Annotated in this window: 17 protein-coding genes; 3 read left to right on the forward strand and 14 right to left on the reverse strand. The window is 66.5% G+C overall.

Going from position 1 to position 14,061, the window contains the following annotated elements:
- The first annotated feature begins 14 nt into the window (after positions 1-14).
- A complete protein-coding gene (locus tag GQE99_RS15600; protein ID WP_161352566.1) occupies positions 15-524 on the forward strand; it encodes a L,D-transpeptidase in 510 nt (169 codons plus the stop codon).
- A 6-nt stretch (positions 525-530) separates the two neighbouring features.
- Here GQE99_RS15600 and GQE99_RS15605 read toward each other — a convergent pair whose 3' ends face one another.
- From GQE99_RS15605 to GQE99_RS15630, 6 genes are all read right to left on the reverse strand, one after another.
- Positions 531-974, reverse strand: a complete 444-nt coding sequence (locus tag GQE99_RS15605; RefSeq protein ID WP_161352567.1) for a DMT family transporter — start codon at positions 972-974, stop codon at positions 531-533.
- Entirely contained in the window at positions 971-1,375 is a 405-nt protein-coding gene (locus GQE99_RS15610; RefSeq protein WP_161352568.1) for a PaaI family thioesterase, read from the reverse strand. Before GQE99_RS15610 ends, GQE99_RS15605 begins: the two co-directional genes overlap by 4 nt.
- 39 nt (positions 1,376-1,414) lie before the next feature.
- Entirely contained in the window at positions 1,415-2,038 is a 624-nt protein-coding gene (locus tag GQE99_RS15615; RefSeq protein WP_161352569.1) for a PAS domain-containing protein, read from the reverse strand.
- 75 nt (positions 2,039-2,113) lie between these two features.
- Positions 2,114-4,690 carry an HWE histidine kinase domain-containing protein gene (locus GQE99_RS15620; protein ID WP_161352570.1) on the reverse strand — a complete coding sequence of 859 codons (2,577 nt, stop codon included), beginning with the start codon at positions 4,688-4,690 and terminating at the stop codon, positions 2,114-2,116.
- Positions 4,687-5,127: a hypothetical protein gene (locus GQE99_RS15625; RefSeq protein WP_161352571.1), complete on the reverse strand. Its 441-nt coding sequence runs from the start codon at positions 5,125-5,127 to the stop codon at positions 4,687-4,689. The genes GQE99_RS15620 and GQE99_RS15625 overlap by 4 nt, the downstream gene beginning before the upstream one ends.
- A 221-nt stretch (positions 5,128-5,348) precedes the next feature.
- Positions 5,349-6,059, reverse strand: coding sequence for an exopolysaccharide biosynthesis protein (locus GQE99_RS15630; protein WP_161352572.1), 711 nt, complete (start codon positions 6,057-6,059; stop codon positions 5,349-5,351).
- Here GQE99_RS15630 and GQE99_RS15635 point away from each other — a divergent pair.
- Positions 6,058-6,579, forward strand: coding sequence for a pyridoxamine 5'-phosphate oxidase family protein (locus GQE99_RS15635; protein WP_161352573.1), 522 nt, complete (start codon positions 6,058-6,060; stop codon positions 6,577-6,579). The genes GQE99_RS15630 and GQE99_RS15635 overlap by 2 nt on opposite strands.
- 18 nt (positions 6,580-6,597) lie before the next feature.
- Here the strand turns inward: GQE99_RS15635 and GQE99_RS15640 are convergent, their stop codons facing one another.
- On the reverse strand, positions 6,598-7,164 hold the full coding sequence (locus GQE99_RS15640; protein WP_161352574.1) for a hypothetical protein: 567 nt from the start codon (positions 7,162-7,164) through the stop codon (positions 6,598-6,600).
- Positions 7,165-7,234: 70 nt separating this feature from the next.
- Positions 7,235-7,657 carry a YybH family protein gene (locus tag GQE99_RS15645; RefSeq protein ID WP_161352575.1) on the reverse strand — a complete coding sequence of 141 codons (423 nt, stop codon included), beginning with the start codon at positions 7,655-7,657 and terminating at the stop codon, positions 7,235-7,237.
- Between the two features lie 126 nt (positions 7,658-7,783).
- Between GQE99_RS15645 and GQE99_RS15650 the strand changes: the two genes are divergently transcribed.
- Positions 7,784-8,182, forward strand: a complete 399-nt coding sequence (locus GQE99_RS15650) for a c-type cytochrome (RefSeq protein WP_161352576.1) — start codon at positions 7,784-7,786, stop codon at positions 8,180-8,182.
- Here the strand turns inward: GQE99_RS15650 and GQE99_RS15655 are convergent, their stop codons facing one another.
- The 6 genes from GQE99_RS15655 to GQE99_RS15680 all read right to left on the reverse strand — a co-directional run bounded on the left by GQE99_RS15655 (position 8,183) and on the right by GQE99_RS15680 (position 14,017).
- Positions 8,183-8,512, reverse strand: a complete 330-nt coding sequence (locus GQE99_RS15655; RefSeq protein WP_161352577.1) for a hypothetical protein — start codon at positions 8,510-8,512, stop codon at positions 8,183-8,185.
- A gap of 448 nt (positions 8,513-8,960) precedes the next feature.
- The gene (gene parE / locus GQE99_RS15660; RefSeq protein ID WP_161352578.1) at positions 8,961-10,913 is read right to left on the reverse strand and encodes a DNA topoisomerase IV subunit B; all 1,953 of its coding nucleotides are present in this window, start codon (positions 10,911-10,913) and stop codon (positions 8,961-8,963) included.
- A 506-nt stretch (positions 10,914-11,419) separates the two neighbouring features.
- Positions 11,420-12,187: a tRNA pseudouridine(38-40) synthase TruA gene (gene truA, locus GQE99_RS15665; protein WP_161352579.1), complete on the reverse strand. Its 768-nt coding sequence runs from the start codon at positions 12,185-12,187 to the stop codon at positions 11,420-11,422.
- Positions 12,187-13,272, reverse strand: coding sequence for a 5-(carboxyamino)imidazole ribonucleotide synthase (locus GQE99_RS15670; protein ID WP_161352580.1), 1,086 nt, complete (start codon positions 13,270-13,272; stop codon positions 12,187-12,189). Before GQE99_RS15670 ends, truA begins: the two co-directional genes overlap by 1 nt.
- On the reverse strand, positions 13,265-13,753 hold the full coding sequence (gene purE / locus GQE99_RS15675; protein ID WP_161352581.1) for a 5-(carboxyamino)imidazole ribonucleotide mutase: 489 nt from the start codon (positions 13,751-13,753) through the stop codon (positions 13,265-13,267). The genes GQE99_RS15670 and purE overlap by 8 nt, the downstream gene beginning before the upstream one ends.
- A 45-nt stretch (positions 13,754-13,798) precedes the next feature.
- Positions 13,799-14,017, reverse strand: a complete 219-nt coding sequence (locus GQE99_RS15680) for a YdcH family protein (protein WP_161353251.1) — start codon at positions 14,015-14,017, stop codon at positions 13,799-13,801.
- Positions 14,018-14,061 lie beyond the last annotated feature (44 nt).

The raw sequence follows: 14,061 nt of genomic DNA on the forward strand, positions 1-14,061 counted from the left end.
CCGGGAGACACTCAGTGACCCCAATCCGCCTGTCCATTGCCGCTTTCATCGCCGTGGCCGCGCCGCTTGCCGCGGGGCCGGTATCGGCCGCGCCCGAGGTGACATCGAGCTCCAACCAGCCCACCGCACCGATCAAGCCACTGCCGGAAATCCCGGACGGGGTCGAGGCGATCGTCGACCTGTCCGACCAGACACTCACCGTGCTGCGCACCGAGGACGGGCGCACGACCCACCGGGTCTGGCCGGTCTCCACCGGTGCGGACGGCTACCGGACGCCGACGGGACGCTTCCAGCCGACCTTCCTCGACAGGGACCACACGTCGTCGCTCTACGATGACGCGCCGATGCCGTGGTCGGTGTTCTTCAACGAGGACATCGCGATCCACGGGACCTACGACACCCGCTACATCGGGCGCCCCGCTTCGCACGGCTGCGTCCGTATGATGCCGAAGGCGGCCAAGGCGTTTTTCCGAATGGTGGACGACGCCGGGCGAGGCAACACGACCATCAAGGTCGAGAGTTGACCCGCCTCAGGTCTTCTGGGTGAGCCAGACGCCGATGGCCATGACCGCGATGCCGGCGGCCCGCGTGAGGCTCACCGGGGACACCCGCGCGCCGAAGAGGCCGTAATGGTCGATGGCGGCGGCCGAGAGAAGTTGCCCCAGCAGCACGAAGAACACCGCGTTGCCCACACCGAAGCGCGGGGCGACGAAGGTGATCGACAGCACGTAGAACGCCACGAGGAACCCGCCCAGAAGCAGGTGACGCGGCGCTTCGCCGATCCGGGCCAGCGCGCCGGGACCGGTGACGAGCGCGGCGACGATCCCGATGGTCAGCGCGACGCCAAAGGTCACGACGCCGGTCGCGAAGGGGTTGCCGATCTTCTGGCCAAGCGCCGAACTGAGCGCCGCGAAGACGGGGATGCCGAAGCCGGCCAGCAGCATGGTGGCCGCGTAGGCCGGCGTCCCGCTCATGGCACCATGTAGGTGGCGGTCGCGGTCGCCACGGGCTTGCCCGACGGGTGGGCGATCATCTCGGCACTGGCGAACACGACGGCCTTGCCGGCGCGCACGACGCGGGCGTGGCAGGCAATGCGCTCGCCCGATCCCGGGCGCAGGAAGACGGTGTCCAGATTGGTCGTGGCGACCGGCTTGAATTCCCCGAAATGCCCGGCGGCGGCGAACACCATCGCGGTGTCGGCCAGGGTGGCGAGCGCTTGGCCCGACACGATGCCGCCGACGCGCGCGATGTCGTCGGTGATCGGGATCGTGAGGATGGCGCCCTCGGCCCCGATCTCGTCCACGCGCATGTCGAGCGCGCGCACCCAGGGGGCGAACATGTCGGCGAGTATCTGTTCTGCTTCGGCTGGTGTCATGGCGCGCACCTTGGGCGCAGCCGGCGGGGCGATCAAGCCTCAATCGCTCGTGTCGTTACGTCCCGGTTCGACAAGGTCGCGCAGCTCTTCGAGCGCGGTGCTGGCCCGCTCCGAGGCGGCTTCGAGTTCGTCGGCAAGCTGTCCGGCCAGGTCCTCGGGCACGCCGCGCCGCACCAACCGCGCACCGGAGGCCGCGCTGTTGGCGACGTTGCCGAAGGCGTGCATCGCCGCGCGCAGGGTCTTCGTGATCGACTCGGAGTCCGCGGTAGCCGGCCGGTCCTCGGAGACTTCCGTGCTCAGCACGAGGATCGTCTCGATCCCGTTGTCGCCATGTTGCAGGGGTCGGGCTTCGACATCCCATGTGGCCGGGCGGTCCCCGACCTGCATATGCCCGGTGAAATGCGACCGCTCGCCGTCGAACGCGGCCTGAACGGCCTGCTTGGCTGTCCCGGCGGCTTCGCTTTCCCACAGGGCCGTCCAGACCTTGCCGCAGATCTCCTCGGCCGACAGCTCCAGCAGCTCCAGCCCGCGCCGGTTCACCGCCACCACCTCGCCGCTGCGGTCGATCACCTTCGCGCAGATGTCCGATTTCTGGGCCAGGACGCCGATCATCGACGACACGGCCTGCGTGTTCAGGGTGTTATCCTTGAAAACCAGGTCCACGCGCTTCTCCGCCTTTACAAGTCGGATTCGGGGTATCGGTTATGGTGAGCCATGACAAGCATGACCGCCCGGAAATCAGCGACCCGTTGCCTGTGCGAAGGCCGTGCGCAGGCTGTCCGAAGAAAACGGTTTCTGCACGATGGGGCAGGGCGGGAAGGTCTTGAGAAGCTCCTGCCGTTCGCCGTAGCCCGTGGACAGAACGAACGGGATGCCTCGCTCCGCCAAAGCCCGGGCCACCGGAAGCGATTGCTCCTCGCCCAGGTTCACGTCGAGCAGCGCGAAGTCCGGCGGTGCGGTGTCGATGCTCGCAAGCGCCTCGTCGACCGAGGCGGCGAGGGTGATTTCGCTGGCGCCGAAATCCTCGAGGATTCCTTGCGCGTCCATCGCGATGATCAGCGTATCTTCAAGAACGAGGCCGCGCCCCGACAGCGCGAAACCTTCGCCGGTCGCCTGGGGCGACGGCTCGGGCGCGGCTTCCGCCTGGTCGGCCGCATCGAGGATGTTCTCGACATGCGGACCGGGCACGAAGAACCGGGCTTTAACCCCGGTTTCGGGATAGGTGATGCCGGCTTCGCCGCCGAGTTCGTGGGGGATCGACATCTCGATGATGGTCGAGCCGAACCCGCGGCGCGTCGGCGGAAGGACGGGGGGACCGCCGGTTTCGGTCCAGTTGATCTCGATCCCGCCGTCGCGTTCGTCCAGGGCGACATGTACCTGCCCCGACCGGTCGCAGAGCGCGCCGTATTTCATCGAATTGGTGGCCATCTCGTGCACCACGAGCGCGAGGTTGGTGAAGGCGGCGGGCGAGATCAGGATCTCCGGCCCGTCGATCAGGACGCGATCCGACTTTGACTCGGCATAGGCTTCGAACTCGCAGCGTATGAGCTCTTTCAGCGGCGCGGGATCCCACTGGTCACGCGTCAACTGGTCGTGAGCGCGGGCGAGGGATTGGATCCGTCCGTGCAGGCGGTCCGTGAATTCCGGCATGGTCGTCGCGTCGGCCTTCGCCTGCGACACCAGCCCCTGCATCAGGTTGAGGATGTTGCGCACCCGGTGATTGAGCTCGGAAATCAGCAGTTGCTGCTGCTCCTGCGCCCGCTTGCGCTCTTCGGCGCTGGCGTCGGTGACCTTGAGGAATACCTCGAGCAGGACGACGCGCAGCTGGTCGGCCGCGTGGCGTGCATGGTCGGACCAGGATTCCGAGCGCCCTTCGACGTCCTGCTGCCAGGTCTCGAAGCTCTTGCGCGGGGTGAGGCGGGTGCCGTTCGGCCCGGTCTCCACCGGCTTCGTCGGGTCGCCCGCCCAGTTCACCTTCTTGGTGACGGGTTCGCGGCACAGGACCAGGTAGTCGCGCGGATGACGCGACACGGGGATGGCCAGGATGCCGGCCACCCGGTCGGACAAGTCGCCCAATTCGGGCATGTCCCGGCGCAGCTCGTCCGTGGCGAAGATCTGCGTGCCGGTGGACCGGTCGAGCATCCGCGCGATGGGCTCGAACTCGTCCGCATCCGGGGTCACGCCCGTCGCGGTGAACGCGCCGTCGTGGTAGAGCACCGTGCCGTCATGCGGGATCACCCGTTCGATGTCGCCCGACAGCGCCAGCAGGCTGGCATCGAGCGTGTGCCCGTCCGCGAGATGCGACATGATCCGGGTCTGGAGCCGCGACATGTCCTCCTGCGCGCGGGCGCGCACGCGTGCCTCGTATTCGCTCAGTTCGAAGGAAAACAGGTGTGCGAACAGCTCGACCGCCGTGCGGCGTTCATAGTCGATGTAGCGTGGCGTGTTGTGATGGCAGGCGAAAAGCCCCCACAACTCGCCGTCCTTCATGATCGACACCGACATGGAGGCTTCGATCCCCATGTTGCGCAGGTACTCGATATGGATCGGCGACACAGCGCGGGTCACGGCGAGCGACAGGTCGACCGGCGCGCCGGTCTCGTCGATGCCGGGCCGGATCACCGCGCCGGGGTCGTTCACGTCGGCGATCAGGCGCAGGAGCGCTTTCTTGTAGAGCGCGCGGGCCTGCACGGGAATGTCGGAGGCCGGGAAGTTCAGCCCGAGGTAACGGGTTTCTCCGTCCGACCGCTTTTCGGCCAGCACGCGACCGGAATGGTCCGGCTGGAACTGGTAGACCATCACGCTGTCGAAGCCCGCGATCTGCGCAAGCCCTTCGGCCGCATCCTGCGCCAGCCGGTCAAGGTCGCTGCTCGTGTCGATCTTCTGGATGAGCGGATAGACCTCGCTCATCACGTCGCCGGAGCGGGGGTCGGCCTTGGGTTCGAACTCCACGAGGATGTAGGGGCCGCTTTCGTGGATCGAGATGTCGAAGAGGCGCCCGGTCGTTCTCAGCACCACGCCGAAGAGCCGCAGGGGATGGCGCGCCAGGTCGGCTTTTTCCATCCCGGCCCGGATCCGGTCGAAGGCTTCGGCGGTGACGAGCTCGGTGATCGGACTGCCGATCGCGCCCTCCACGTCGTGGCCCAGGATGGACCCGAGGTTCTCCGAGGCATGGCGCACGGTCCAGTCCGGAGAGACCGCGACGAGCGCGCCGTAGGATTGGACGCGGCCCAGAAGATGGATGGGTTCGCGGTCGCAGTTGGTCAGATCCACCGGCGTACCCGGTTCGATCATCCCGTCGGAGGCGTCGTTCATGTAGGTGTCCAGTCGAAAGTCAGGCCCGCCGCTTGGGCGAAGAGCGCGTATCCCGTTTTCGTGTCTTCAATCAGGCCGTCCGCAGCCGCCCCGTCGGGGTCCACCGCGTCGAGCTTGGTGCAGATCGCGGCCCAGGTCCGGGTCGCGTCGGGCTGCAGGAAGAAGCGCGGCACCGGGCGCACGTCCTTTTCCACCAGCCGCCGGCGCATCACCTCGACTCCGAGCCGCGATCCGAGGGCCAGGTACCCCGCGGCCAGCGGCGCCACTTCGTGGGCGACCATCAATGCGGGCGGCCGGATGTCCCGGTCGGCGCAATCGGCATCGAGCGCGCGCATCGTGTCTGGCATCACGGCGGCAAGCTCGGGCGAGCCGGGACGGGCGCAGGCAAGCTCGAGTGCGGCGAGGGCCGCGCGCTGGGCTGCAAGAAATGCCACCATGTGCCGCTCCGGCTCCTCCATGAAAGGCGCGAACCATGCCTCCGAGGCCTCATGTTCGGCCCGGGTTTCGGTGCGCAGGACATGGCGGAAAGAGGGGCGTGGCGTTGGGCGCCTGCCGATTTGAGTGAGACTCAGCATATCAGAAAAATCATATAGCTGAAATACAGCTTAACAAGAGATAAGTGAGCACACACAAGATTCGATTTCATGACGCGACCCTGTCACGTCATCATCCAGTTTCCGACCGAAAAGACGGAGCCGATGGCGAGGAAGCCGATCAGCACCAGCAAGCCGTCGCGTGTCACCATCGCGACGGCCATGACGGCCACGGCGAAGCCGGCGAGCGACGCGGTGAACGGGACGAATTCCAGCAACGGCATCATTGCGCCGGAGACCAGGCAAAGGGTCTGCGGGAGGTAGAGGAGAGGCGGCTCGACCAACAAGCGCAGGCGTTCGCGCGTTACCCTGTCGAGCCAGCGCGCAGGCGGCGTGAGCAGGTCCAGCGCCTTCGTGATCCGCTTGCGCGGGGCGTGGCGGCGCATGATCCAGTCGGGCAGCCACACGTGACGGCGATGGGCGATCATCTGGAAGGAGATCAGCATGATCGTGATTCCGCAGATCGTGGAGAACAGCGGAATCCCGCTGACCGGCGTGACGATGATCAGCGCAGGCAGCATCAGGAGAGGCGAGAACGACGCGCGTCCCAAGGCTTCGACCACGTCGCGCACCGACACTTCGTTGCCCTCCAGGGCCCGCCGCGCGCGCTGCAGGATCGCCGATACGCTTTCGGGCCGGGCATGGGTCGGATTGTGCGCGGTGGTCTGGGTCACGGATGTCTGCCTCGTCGTCAGGCAAACGCGATCGGATCGGGGAAGTTCCCGCAGGAACAGGCCCCGCAGGCGTGCGTTGGGACCCCAAAGGAGGTTCCACATGTCCGAGATCAAGCACACCAAGACAGACCCCGCAGACGTCTTCTGGGGCACCGCCGAGGATACCCGCTTCGGGATGCTGGGCGTGAAGGGCACGGACCAGCACATGCAGCCCATGACCCATTTCGTGGACCGGAAGGGCAAGGCGCTCTGGTTCGTCACCAGCCGCGAGACCGACCTGGCCAAGACCATCGGTGAGGGCTGGCAGACGAAGATGAGCGGTGACGGCACCGAGGCGAAGTTCACCATCGTCTCCAAGGGCCAGGACGTGCAGATCAGCGCCAAGGGGCGGCTGCACTACAGCGACGAGAAGGACAAGCACGAAGAGCTTTGGAACCCCGTGATCGGGGCCTGGTTCGAAGGCAAGGACGACCCGAACCTCGTGGTCTACCGCTTCGAGCTGGAAGAGGCCGCGATCTGGGCCTCGACCGATTCCACCTTCGTCTTCGCCTGGGAAATCGCCAAGGCGCAGGGTCGCGACAAGGACCCGGACGTGGGCGTCCACGAGGTCATCAACTTCTGAGACACCAAGGCCGATCCGTCACTGGAACGGGTCGGCCTTTCCCGCGCCGCCGCCCGCGAAGGGATCGGACGGCGTCGCCATCGCATCGAGATAACTTTCGGTGCAGGCCATCACCTCGTTCATCGCCATGTTCGTGCCGCGCAGCGAGAACGAGCCCAGCTCGGTCCCGCGGTAGGTCCAGACCATGTTCAGGGACCGCTGGAATTCCCGCACGAAATTGCCGGACGAATCCGAGGTCGCCGGGAATACGTTGTAGAGTCCCGGGCGACCCTGCACGTTCGTGCCGTACATCGTGATGTCCCATGGCGCGCGGCGGTCGAAGCGCACGACCAGGTCGTATGGATCGTCCACGACGAGCGAGGTCCAGGCTTGGTTGAGCACGGCGAGCCGGAGGCCCAGGTCGCCGGTGGTCGTGTCGAGCCCGATGAAGACGAAGGAATTGTTGTCGTATTCCGCGATCGCCGCGCAGGCACCGTATTCCTCGAAGAACTGGACGTCCCACCATCCCACCGTTTTCCAGTGCATCGTGTTCTGGGCGAGGGCCGGCGTGGCGAGAAGGGCGAAGAGAACGGCAATGAGGCGCATGCGAAAAACCCGGGCAGAAGACATCCGGGTTTCAGGTTAGCAACAGATCGCCGAATCGCAAAACCCGGGGTCAGTCCCCCGGGTCGATCACGTTGAACATGTCGCGCGACAGGCGCCATTCCTCGTCCACCACCCGCCAGACATGCATGGCACGGGTGCGCACCTCGCCGTCGCCGGTTTTCGTGACCGCCTCGCCGATCTCGACCGCGGTGTCGGTGCCGTGGCCGCGGATCTCGAGCACGGTGTAGCGCAGCGTCTCCGCCCCGGCCTCGAACGCGTCGGCATAGTAGCCTTCGATTTCCTCGGGCCCGGACAGGTGCGGATGGGCGGGCGGGAAGAGCGCCGCGTCCTCGGTGTAGAACGCGGCCACTGCACGCGCGTCGCCGTCGTTGTAGGCGGTGACGAAGCCGTTCAGGCGGTCGAGGATCGGGTTGTCCTGGGCCGTGGCGGACGTGGCCAGCGTGGCAAGGCAGAGAAGCAGGCAGAAACGCATCGGGGACTCTCCGGCGGGAATGATCTTTAGGATAGCAACCGGGCGCCGGGCGGCAAGCCGGTGGCGGGAAGTGATGGTTTGATCGCGCGTCCTGCGGTAGGATGGCCAAAACACCGGAGAGCAGCCATGACCCGCCTGATCGCCTTGATTCCCATTGCCTTTCTCGCCGCCTGTTCGGAGGGCGAGATAACGCCGGACGCGGCCGAGGGGGCTGTGCTCTACGGCGAATACTGCGCGGCGTGCCACGGTGCGGACGCAACCGGCGGGCCCGCGGTGGCCGGGGCCGTGCCGCCGGACCTGACGCGGCTGGCGGCGCGCAATGGCGGGGACTTCCCGATGGCCTACGTCATGTCGACCATCGACGGCTATGCCCGCGACGACACGCACGGGCCGATGCCGCGCTTCGGCGACCTGATCGAAAGCGAAACGATCACCTGGGTCGACCGTGATGGCACGCCCACCCCGACGCCCGCGGCATTGGTCGCGTTGGGCACGTACCTCCGCGGGCTGCAGGTTCAGGGCTGATCAGTTCAGCAATTCCGAGACGATGCCGATCGCCTCGATCACCGTCGCCGTGTCGCGCGCGACGCGGTAGAGCTGGTTGTCGCGGCGCACGTAGAGTTCGTCCGACGGGAGCGGCGGCAGGCTGTAATTGTCGGGGTTCTCGACCACGATGTAGTTGTTGATCACCTGCAGGCGCTCTTCTTCGTGGCGGTCCATCTTCTTGGCGTGGCCCGGCGGAATGCCCCCCACGCCCCAGCCGACACCGCGGTTCTTGCCGGGATCGGCAGCAGCGGGTGCGGCCATCGCGATGGCCGCGGTTGCGAGAATCAGGGGTCTGACCTGTTTGAACATGTGTGCCTCCATTTCGTTGGCATTCCTTTAACGCGTCGGGGCCGGAATGGTGCCAGCGGGTCCACGCTCATGGCGGGACATCGCCGATGGCAGGCCCCCGGGCGTTACTGTTCGGCCTGCGCCGGTGCGCCGGCGGGCGTGTTCGCGGGAATACCGGTGATGAAGCCCAGGCCGGACAGGCCGAGGCTCACGACGAGGGCCGAGGCGGCGATTGCATTGCTCATGGCTGGTCTCCTTCTGGGCAGCGTTGTTTTGCCAACGTTCCGAAGGGGGCCAGCGGTTCCATGCCGACTGGGAATCGATGTGCGGTGTGGTTTTCGGGTGGGTTGGCACCCATCCTACGGACGATGGCCAACTTGTGGTGCAAGGAGGCGGAGTTTCATGCGTCAGGTCGACTTTGCATGGGTACCTTCACTCTGGGTGAGAGCACATATGCCCGTCTTCATCGTCAAACATCCAACTCCTCCACGAACCGCGCGTTCTCCTGGATATACTGGAACCGCAGCTCCGGCTTCTTGCCCATGAGCCGCTCGACAAGGTCGCCGGTTTCGCCGGGTTCGTCCTCGTCGATCGTCACGCGGATCAATTTCCGCGTCGCCGGGTCCATCGTGGTTTCCTTGAGGTCCTTGGCGTCCATCTCGCCCAGGCCCTTGAAGCGCTGGGTTTCGATCTTCCCCTTGCCGCCCAGGCCCTTGGCCATCCAAAGGTCCTTCTCGGCATCGTCCGAGACGTAGAGCCGCTTGGCCCCCTGCGTCAGCCGGTAGAGCGGCGGGCAGGCGAGGTAGAGGTGGCCGTGGTCGATCAGCGGGCGCATCTGGCTGAAGAAGAACGTCATCAGGAGCGCCGCGATGTGCGCGCCGTCGACGTCCGCGTCGGTCATGATAATGACCTTGTCGTAGCGCAGGTCGTCCACGCGGAACTTGGTCCCCATGCCGACGCCCAATGCCTGGCAGAGGTCGTTGATCTCCTGGTTCTGGCCCAGCTTCGAGCTTGCCGCGCCCAGCACGTTCAGGATCTTGCCCCGAAGCGGCAGCAGCGCCTGCGTTTTGCGGTCGCGCGCCATCTTGGCCGAGCCGCCGGCGGAGTCGCCCTCGACCAGGAAGATCTCGGTCCCGTCGCGGTTCGACGTGGTGCAGTCCACCAGCTTGCCCGGCAGGCGCAGCTTCTTGGTGGCGGATTTTCGGGCGGTCTCCTTCTCCTGCTTGCGGCGAAGCCGCTCCTCGGAGCGCAGGATCAGGAAGTCGAGGATGGCGCCCGCGGACTTCGTGTCGGCGGCCAGCCAGTTGTCGAAGTGGTCGCGCACCGCGCCCTCGACCATCTTGGCCGCCGATTCCGTCGACAGCCGGTCCTTGGTCTGGCCGACGAAGGCCGGGTCGGCGATGAAGGTGGACACCAGCGCGCAGCCGCCGGTCATCAGGTCGTCGCGGTTGATCTGCGCGGCCTTCTTGTTGCCCACGAGCTCGCCGTAGGCCTTGATCCCCTTCAGGATCGCCGCCCAGAACCCTGCGACGTGCGTGCCGCCCTCGGGCGTGGGCACGGTGTTACAGTAGGACTGGATGAAGCCGTCGCGCGCCGGGGTCCAGTTGATCGCCCATTCGACGTAGCCCGGTTCCCCGAACTTCTCGCGGAACTCGACCTTCCCGGCGAACCCCGTCTCGGAATAGGTCGAGGCGGTCCCCAGCACCTCCTTGAGGTAATCCTTGAGCCCGCCGGGGAAGTGGAACGTGGCCTCGGTCGGCGTCTCGCCGTCGTCGATGTGCGACTTCCACCGGATCTCGACCCCCGAGAAGAGGTAGGCCTTGGACCGCGCGAGCGTGAAGAGCCGCTTGGGCTTGAAGCGGTGGGAGCCGAAGATCTCTTCGTCCGCGTGGAACGTGACCTCGGTCCCGCGCCGGTTGGGGGCGGCGCCGACCTTCTCGACCGGGCCCAACGGCTTGCCGCGCGAGAAGCGCTGTTCGAACAGCTCCTTGTTCTTGGCGACCTGCACGACGAGCGAATCTGACAGCGCGTTCACCACCGACGAGCCCACCCCGTGCAGGCCCCCCGAGGTCTGGTAGGCCTTGCCCGAGAACTTGCCGCCCGCGTGGAGCGTGCAAAGGATCACCTCTAGCGCGGACTTGTCCGGGAACTTCGGGTGCGGGTCGATCGGGATGCCGCGCCCGTTGTCGCGCACGGTGACCGAGTAATCCGCGTGCAGCTCCACCTCGATCCGGTTGGCGTGGCCCGCGACCGCCTCGTCCATCGAGTTGTCGAGGATTTCGGCCACCATGTGGTGCAGCGCGCGCTCATCGGTGCCGCCGATGTACATGCCGGGGCGCTGGCGGACGGGCTCCAGCCCTTCGAGCACCTCGATCGAGGAGGCGTCGTAGCTGTCAGGGGCATTGGTGAGGAGGTCGCTCATTCGGGGCTGCTCTTTTCTGGGTTGGTTGCCGGGCATTATGGCAGGGGTGCCCGCAAGGGAAAAGCGGGTCTGATGCGAATCGTTTGTGGCAGTGGCCGGAGCGGGGTCGGGCGCGGCGCGAACAATTCCCGTATCGATCTGGGCATTGCTGCCGTATCGTGGATAAAGTCCTCTGAAATAAGGAGAAAATGGGGCAGAGATGCGCGTTTTCGTTGACCGGGGTAAGGCAAACCTGCATATTTCAGGTGTCGCAGCGGCTGGCTTGGGGGCTGGCGGTGACTGCAGCGAACCCTCGGGTCAGGGGGTGACATGGTCAGCGACGTTTCCGCGCGAAACGGACTTCGGCATCTGGCAGGGTGCATCCGGTCTGGTCAGGACCGGGACGAAGGTATGCGCGGTTTGAAAGTCTGGTGATTTGGACGTGGTGGTCAGGGGTGTCCACCGGGGCGTCCAAGGGGGAAAGACCGGGGTAGGGGTACCCCGGTCTTTTCATGTCCGGGCCATGCTCAGGCGAAGGGATCGTCCGGGTAGCGCACGGCGGCCAGGTAGAGACCTTCCGGAGGACATACCGGCCCGCAGGCGGCGCGGTCGCGTGCTTCAAGCGCGGCGGTCACGTCGTCGGGCGTCCAGGCGCCTGCGCCCACGCGCTCCAGCGTGCCCACGAAGCTGCGCACCTGGTTGTGCAGGAAGCTGCGGGCGCGGACGTGGAAGCGGTATTCCGTGCCGCCGGGGTAGGGCAGGCTTTCCACCCGCAGCTCGTCCAGCGTCTTCACCGGGCTGTCCGCCTGGCACATGGTCGAGCGGAAGGTGGTGAAATCGTGGTTGCCGATCAGCCGGTCGGCGCCGGCCTGCATCGCGTCCGGGTCCAGCTCCTGCGCCACGCGCCACGCGTTGCCGCGGTCATGGACAAGCGGCGCGCGGCGCGAGACGAGGCGGAACAGGTATTGCCGTTCGACGGCCGAGAAGCGGGCGTGGAACGCTTCGTCCACCTGCGCGCAATCGACGATCGCGACCGGTGCGGGCTTGAGGTGATAGTTCAGCGCCTCCGACAGCCGGAACGGGTCCCAGTCCTTCGCAAGATCGCAGTGGGCCACCTGTCCCAGCGCGTGGACGCCCGCATCGGTGCGCCCGGCCGCGGCGATCGACGGCACGTCGCGCTCCAGCTTCGCGAGCGCGGCCTCGACCGCGGCCTGCACTGAAGGGTGTTCCTTCTGCCGTTGCCAGCCGGAAAACGGGGCCCCGTCGTATTCGACCTTGAGCGCGTAGCGCGGCATCAGGCGGGTCCGGTGATCCGGTTCACGTGGCCCATCTTGCGCCCCGGCTTGACCTCGGACTTGCCGTAGAGATGGATCGCGTTCGCGCTGTCCTGGGCGAGGTACGGGACCCGCTCGACGGCGTCGCCGATGAGGTTGGTCATGACCACGTTGGCGTAATGCGTCCCGTCGCCCAGCGGCCAGCCCGCGACCGCGCGGATGTGTTGCTCGAACTGGTCGATGGCGCAGCCGTTCTGGGTCCAGTGCCCCGAGTTGTGCACGCGCGGGGCGATCTCGTTCACCACGAGCCCCATCGGCGTCACGAAGAGTTCGACGCCCATGACACCCACGTAGTCGAGCTTCTGCAGGATGCGCGCGGCCATCCCCTGCGCCTCGGCGACCGCCTGGGTCGACAGGCGGGCGGGGATGGTCGTGGTGTCGAGGATGCCGTCGGTGTGGATGTTCTCGCCCGGCGGGAAGCTCGCGAAATCGCCCGAGAGGCCGCGCGCGGCGATCACGGAGACCTCGAAGTCGAAATCCACGAAGCCCTCGAGGATCGCGGGGGCGCCGTTCATGTCGGCCAGCGCGTTCTCGGCATCGTCCGGTGAAGACAGGCGGGCCTGCCCCTTGCCGTCATAGCCGAAGCGCCGGGTCTTCAGGATCGAGGGCGTGCCGATCTCGGCCATCGCCTCGGCCAGGTCGACCGCGTCGTCGACGGCGGCAAAAGGGGCGACGGCAAGGCCGAGATCGGCCAGGAACGCCTTCTCGGTGAGCCGGTCCTGGCTGACCTTGAGCGCGCGGCGGCCGGGGCGCACCGGGGCGATCGCTTCGACGATGTCGAGGGCCGAGGTCGGGATGTTCTCGAACTCGTAGGTGATGACGTCGACGGATTCGGCAAAGCGTTTCAGCGCGTCTTCGTCGTCGTATTCCGCCTGGTGGTGGTAGTTCGCCACGTGGCTGGCCGGACAATCGCCGCCGGGCTCGAAGATCGCGGATTTGAACCCGAGCCGCGCGGCCGCGACCGACAGCATCCGGCCAAGCTGGCCGCCGCCGAGAATGCCGATGGTGGCACCGGGCTCGAGTGTGCGGGCGGAGGTATCACTCATCTTGGGGCTCATCGGGGATCGAGTTGGACAGGGCCGCGCGCCAGTCGTCCAGGCGCCGGGCGAGGTCGGGGTCGGAGACGGCGAGGATTCCGGCGGCCATGAGGCCCGCGTTGGCGGCCCCGGCCGCGCCGATCGCCATCGTGGCCACGGGGAAGCCCTTGGGCATCTGCACGATGGAATAGAGGCTGTCGACACCGGAGAGGGCGCGGGTCTGGACCGGCACACCGATCACCGGCACGCGGGTCTTGGAAGCCATCATGCCGGGCAGGTGGGCCGCGCCCCCGGCGCCCGCGATGATCACGTGCAACCCACGGTCGACCGCGCTCTTGCCGTAGTCCCAGAGCCGGTCGGGCGTGCGATGCGCCGAGACGATCTTCGCCTCGTAGGTCACGTCCAGTTCGTCGAGAATGTCGGCGGCTTGCTTCATCGTGGACCAGTCGGACTGGCTGCCCATGATGATTCCCACTTTCACGTCGGCCATATGCGCCCTCCATCAGGAAGCGCCGTTTATAAGGGCTTCAGGCCCTCATGCAATGATGTCGGGGAAGAGCTCGTCCTCGATCCGCGCGATCTGGTCCTTCAGGGCCAGTTTCTGCTTCTTGAGGCGCCGGATCGTGAGCACATCGGCCCGCCCCTCGGTCTCGAGCGCGGTGATCGCTTCGTCGAGGTCGCGGTGTTCGCGGCGCAGAACCTCCAGTTCGACCCGAAGCACGTCTTCGTGCTTCATCTCGTAGGGGTTGGTCATGGGGTTCGAGTCGTCTTTCATGGCTTCCCCCAATGTAGCGCCAA

The organism is Maritimibacter harenae, assembly GCF_009882975.1.
Classification (GTDB): Bacteria; Pseudomonadota; Alphaproteobacteria; order Rhodobacterales; family Rhodobacteraceae; genus Maritimibacter; species Maritimibacter harenae.

Coding starts and splice junctions, on each gene's coding strand:
- GQE99_RS15605 (WP_161352567.1), bottom strand. CDS start 974: ATGAGCGGGACGCCGGCCTACGCGGCCACCATGCTGCTGGCCGGCTTC.
- GQE99_RS15610 (WP_161352568.1), bottom strand. CDS start 1,375: ATGACACCAGCCGAAGCAGAACAGATACTCGCCGACATGTTCGCCCCC.
- GQE99_RS15620 (WP_161352570.1), bottom strand. CDS start 4,690: ATGAACGACGCCTCCGACGGGATGATCGAACCGGGTACGCCGGTGGAT.
- GQE99_RS15625 (WP_161352571.1), bottom strand. CDS start 5,127: ATGGTGGCATTTCTTGCAGCCCAGCGCGCGGCCCTCGCCGCACTCGAG.
- GQE99_RS15635 (WP_161352573.1), top strand. CDS start 6,058: ATGTCCGAGATCAAGCACACCAAGACAGACCCCGCAGACGTCTTCTGG.
- GQE99_RS15630 (WP_161352572.1), bottom strand. CDS start 6,059: ATGTGGAACCTCCTTTGGGGTCCCAACGCACGCCTGCGGGGCCTGTTC.
- GQE99_RS15640 (WP_161352574.1), bottom strand. CDS start 7,164: ATGCGCCTCATTGCCGTTCTCTTCGCCCTTCTCGCCACGCCGGCCCTC.
- GQE99_RS15645 (WP_161352575.1), bottom strand. CDS start 7,657: ATGCGTTTCTGCCTGCTTCTCTGCCTTGCCACGCTGGCCACGTCCGCC.
- GQE99_RS15650 (WP_161352576.1), top strand. CDS start 7,784: ATGACCCGCCTGATCGCCTTGATTCCCATTGCCTTTCTCGCCGCCTGT.
- GQE99_RS15655 (WP_161352577.1), bottom strand. CDS start 8,512: ATGTTCAAACAGGTCAGACCCCTGATTCTCGCAACCGCGGCCATCGCG.
- parE (WP_161352578.1), bottom strand. CDS start 10,913: ATGAGCGACCTCCTCACCAATGCCCCTGACAGCTACGACGCCTCCTCG.
- truA (WP_161352579.1), bottom strand. CDS start 12,187: ATGCCGCGCTACGCGCTCAAGGTCGAATACGACGGGGCCCCGTTTTCC.
- GQE99_RS15670 (WP_161352580.1), bottom strand. CDS start 13,272: ATGAGTGATACCTCCGCCCGCACACTCGAGCCCGGTGCCACCATCGGC.
- purE (WP_161352581.1), bottom strand. CDS start 13,753: ATGGCCGACGTGAAAGTGGGAATCATCATGGGCAGCCAGTCCGACTGG.
- GQE99_RS15680 (WP_161353251.1), bottom strand. CDS start 14,017: ATGACCAACCCCTACGAGATGAAGCACGAAGACGTGCTTCGGGTCGAA.